At 50.2% G+C, this 4,017-nt stretch carries 4 protein-coding genes; 3 read left to right on the top strand and 1 reads right to left on the bottom strand.

The features are described 5' to 3' along the window. Positions 1–401 (top strand): GNAT family N-acetyltransferase (locus Q0231_RS14375; RefSeq protein ID WP_299348478.1); only part of this gene is annotated, 401 nt, incomplete at its 5' end. Positions 402–478: 77 nt separating this feature from the next. Continuing rightward, the gene (guaA, locus tag Q0231_RS14370; RefSeq protein WP_269392145.1) at positions 479–2,038 is read left to right on the top strand and encodes a glutamine-hydrolyzing GMP synthase; all 1,560 of its coding nucleotides are present in this window, start codon (positions 479–481) and stop codon (positions 2,036–2,038) included. A 160-nt stretch (positions 2,039–2,198) separates the two neighbouring features. Here the strand turns inward: guaA and Q0231_RS14365 are convergent, their stop codons facing one another. Beyond that, the gene (locus Q0231_RS14365; RefSeq protein ID WP_299348473.1) at positions 2,199–3,140 is read right to left on the bottom strand and encodes a hypothetical protein; all 942 of its coding nucleotides are present in this window, start codon (positions 3,138–3,140) and stop codon (positions 2,199–2,201) included. Positions 3,141–3,231: 91 nt separating this feature from the next. Here Q0231_RS14365 and Q0231_RS14360 point away from each other — a divergent pair. Beyond that, positions 3,232–4,017: LysR family transcriptional regulator (locus Q0231_RS14360; protein ID WP_299348470.1), on the top strand; the 786-nt coding region annotated here is incomplete at its 3' end.

Below are 4,017 nucleotides of genomic sequence, written 5' to 3'. Positions count from 1 at the left end.
AAGAAGACGCAGCAGCGTTTTGGCTGAGCAACATCAAATCTGCGCTTCAATCCGGAGATCGCATGATGTTTGTTGCGGTGGAAGAAGGGCGGTTAGCAGGCACTGGGCAGCTTATTGTTGGGATGCCGAACAATCAGCCCCATCGGGTTGAAATTTCAAAACTCATGGTTCACCCAAGTTTTCGCCGACGCGGCGTTGCGCGCCAAATCATGTCAGCGCTTGAGGGTTTGGCCGCAAAGATGGGGCGTACCCTGATCACGCTGGATACCCGTACTGGCGATAGCGCCGAACCACTATATGCCTCGCTTGGATATAAGACTGCTGGGATCATCCCCAACTATGCAAAAAACGCAGTCGGTGATGATTTTCACGCCACAACTTACATGTACAAACAGATTTAGGCTTGGCCGCGTAAAAATGCTGGGTTTTTCGCGTTTTGATGGTTGCGGAATCTAACATTTGACGCTAAAGCCTCGCCATGACAGCAAAAGATCACCAAAGCATCCTCATTGTAGACTTCGGCTCACAAGTTACCCAGCTTATTGCGCGGCGCTTGCGGGAGTTAAATGTCTATTGCGAAATCCATCCATTTTCGAGTGCAGCAGCGGCGCTAAAGGACATGAACCCACGCGGTATCATCCTTTCTGGCGGACCTGCCAGCGTGCTGGATGAACATGCCCCCCATATCGACCAATCTCTGCTCGACGCAAATCTGCCAATTCTTGGCATTTGCTACGGTCAGCAAGCCTTGTGCGTTTCGCTTGGCGGTAACGTTGAGGCAGGCCATGATGCAGAATATGGTCGTGCAACGCTGAAAATCGAAAAAGCTTGCTCGATCTTTGGTGATGAATGGCCGGTTGGTGGTGAACAACAGGTTTGGATGAGCCATGGTGACCGCGTCACCAAAATTCCTGAAGGGTTTGAAATTGTAGCCACATCTTCTGGCGCACCATTGGCCGTGATCGCCAATGAAGAGCGCCGCATGTGGGCCGTGCAATTCCACCCCGAAGTGCACCACACCCCCAATGGCGCCCAGCTCTACAAAAACTTTGTCATGGACATTTGTGGGTGCACAGGCGATTGGACCATGGGTGCTTATCGCGAACAAGCGGTCCAACAAATCCGCGATCAGGTTGGCGATGCAAAGGTAATTTGCGGCTTGTCTGGTGGTGTTGATTCATCTGTTGCTGCTGTGCTTATTCACGAAGCGATTGGCGACCAGCTGACCTGCATCTTTGTAGATCATGGCTTGTTGCGTTTGAACGAAGCTGAAGAGGTGGTGACCCTTTTCCGTGATCACTACAATATTCCATTGGTCCATGTTGATGCCGCTGACGAATTCTTGGGCGAGTTGGATGGCAAATCTGATCCCGAAGAAAAGCGCAAAATCATTGGCCGCTTGTTCATTGAAACATTCGACAAAGAAGCCAAAAAAGTTGGCGGCGCAAAATTCTTGGCCCAGGGCACGCTATACCCCGACGTGATCGAAAGTGTATCCTTTACTGGTGGCCCAAGCGTGACCATCAAATCACACCACAATGTGGGCGGTTTGCCAGAAAAAATGGACCTCAAACTCGTAGAGCCATTGCGCGAATTGTTTAAAGACGAAGTGCGTGCATTGGGCCGTGAACTTGGTCTGCCCGACAGCTTTGTTGGCCGTCACCCGTTCCCCGGACCCGGCCTTGCCATTCGCTGCCCCGGCGGCGTGAACAAAGAAAAAGCCGACATTTTGCGCAAAGCAGATGCGATCTATCTCGATGAGATCCGCAAGTCTGGCCAATACGACAAGATTTGGCAAGCATTTGCCGTCTTGCTACCGGTGCAAACCGTTGGCGTGATGGGCGATGGCCGAACCTACGAGTCTGTGTGTGCACTGCGTGCTGTGACATCTGTTGATGGCATGACCGCCGATTTCTATCACTACGATATGGAATTTCTTGGCCGCACAGCCACCCGCATCATCAATGAAGTCAAAGGCATCAACCGCGTGGTTTATGACGTAACGTCAAAACCACCGGGGACCATTGAATGGGAGTGAGCAACGACCTTTAGGGCAAATTGGTCCGGTGGACCAATTTGAGTTGCGAACGCCTGAAGCCAGCGCAGAATTGGTGCTGTTAACCGATCAAACGGAACGTCTGACACCTGAGAAATGGCCCAAAAATCACAAACGGCGCATCATCGATGCGCCGTCTTTTTTATTGGTTGATTATTGAAATGGTGAACTGGTTTGGCGCAATAGCCGACGGATCAAAGGCGGGTAGCTTATTCAATTGGCCTTCAACCACATAAATCTTGCCTTCATGCAGCGCCAAAGAAGTTGGCCCGTCAAAAGAAGAATTTTGTGGGATCACCTTCGCTTTCAATCCATCAATCCTCAGGCGGGCAATTTGACCACTTGCCGCTGCTACCAAGATCGTGTCGTCATTCAGCGTGCGTAGCCCATCAGGTGCGAAAATGGGCTGATCTAGCTGAATTACCTGTGCCAATGCAGGACCATTTGCGAGATCAACTCGAAAGAATTGACCGGTGTTGAATTTGGCTAAGATGAGTGAATCCCCCAGCAGGGTAATGCCGCTCAAATTGAAACCTTCTCCGCTGAAACGTTCGTCTTGCAAAAAGGTTTCAAACGCGTCTGCACCCGTAGGCAGTTTTAGAACACGGGGCACAAATGAATCTGAAACATACAATGTGCCATCAGGAGCTTGAGCAATGTCGTTGCAAAGCCCACCACCGGGAAAATCCCAGCGCGCGATCAATTCACCACTTGAGGTGCTGAACGCCAATAGTCCCGTTGCCGCACTGCCGCTAAATCCATTCAAACCTAAATCTGAACTACAAGCATAGAGTGTGTCTTGCTCGTTTGACAACAGCAAGCCACCGATGGAGATCGCGCCGTTTGTACCACCTCTAACGAAGAGTTTATCTGTTCCGTCCGCCGAAATGTAAACAATGTTGCCCATTGTTACACTACCAGTGTAAATGCCGCCGCTTTTGTCGATGGCAATGCTTTCTGGAAACGCCGCAGTTTCTGGCAAGATCAGTCGGCCTCGCTCCTCGCTAATTGCGGGAGCAATCGATATGCCTAGAGCAACCAGGGCACTAAAAACGCTGCGCAGCGATAAAGATATAAATTTCATAACACGTCCTTTCAAAGATGACCGACCATATTTGCTGTGCTATTGTGCGTAAATTATCGGAAACTGCACATAAGAGGTGCAAAAAGTATCAATGAACAATTGGGATGATTATCGTTTTCTGTTAGCAATCAATGAGGCAAAGAACATTTCGCGTGCCGCGCGAATCTTGAATGTAAATCATGGCACCGTTTCACGACGACTTGCTGCGTTGGAGGAGCGATTGGGCGCTGTGATGTTTGAACGCAATCCAGATGGATACGAACTGACCGAAGCCGGTTTGGTGATGATTTCAGCGGCAACGACCATGAAAACGGCGCTCAACGACGCCGATCAAATTGTGCGCGCAAGCGATAAGCGCCTTTCTGGTGAAGTCACGTTTTCTGCGCCAGAATATCTACTCCTGACGGTGATCTTGCCCAGAATGCAGGCGTTTCACGATGAGTACCCGGATATCATGGTGAATTTTGATAGTGATGATCAGATCGTGAGCATTAAAAAACACAATGCTGATATTGCTTTAAGGGTAACAGCTGATCCAGCGGAGGGCTTAGTTGGGCGGCGTCTTGTGGCGCGCCATTTGGCCCTTTATGCAGCGCGAACATACTTGGACGCGCGCCAAATGAATATTGAAAAGCCCCATCGTTGGATTGGTCGAACCAATACAAAGGGTCGGCCAGATTGGGTTAAACGGTTTTACCCCGATGCCAAGACTGGTCCGCGCGTAAAGTCGAACGCCGCTATGCATACAGCCGCACAAGCAGGGATGGGGATTGCCCAACTGCCATGCCGCATTGGAGACGATGATGAAATGTTACAACGCGTGGCGCCATTCCAGTCTGTAAAAGATCGCGATCTATGGATTCTATACAATCCAAAT

The organism is uncultured Maritalea sp., assembly GCF_937139385.1.
Lineage (GTDB): Bacteria > Pseudomonadota > Alphaproteobacteria > Rhizobiales > Devosiaceae > Maritalea > Maritalea porphyrae_A.
Note: the sequence above shows the minus strand (reverse complement) of the source record. Positions and strands in the feature narration are given on the sequence as shown.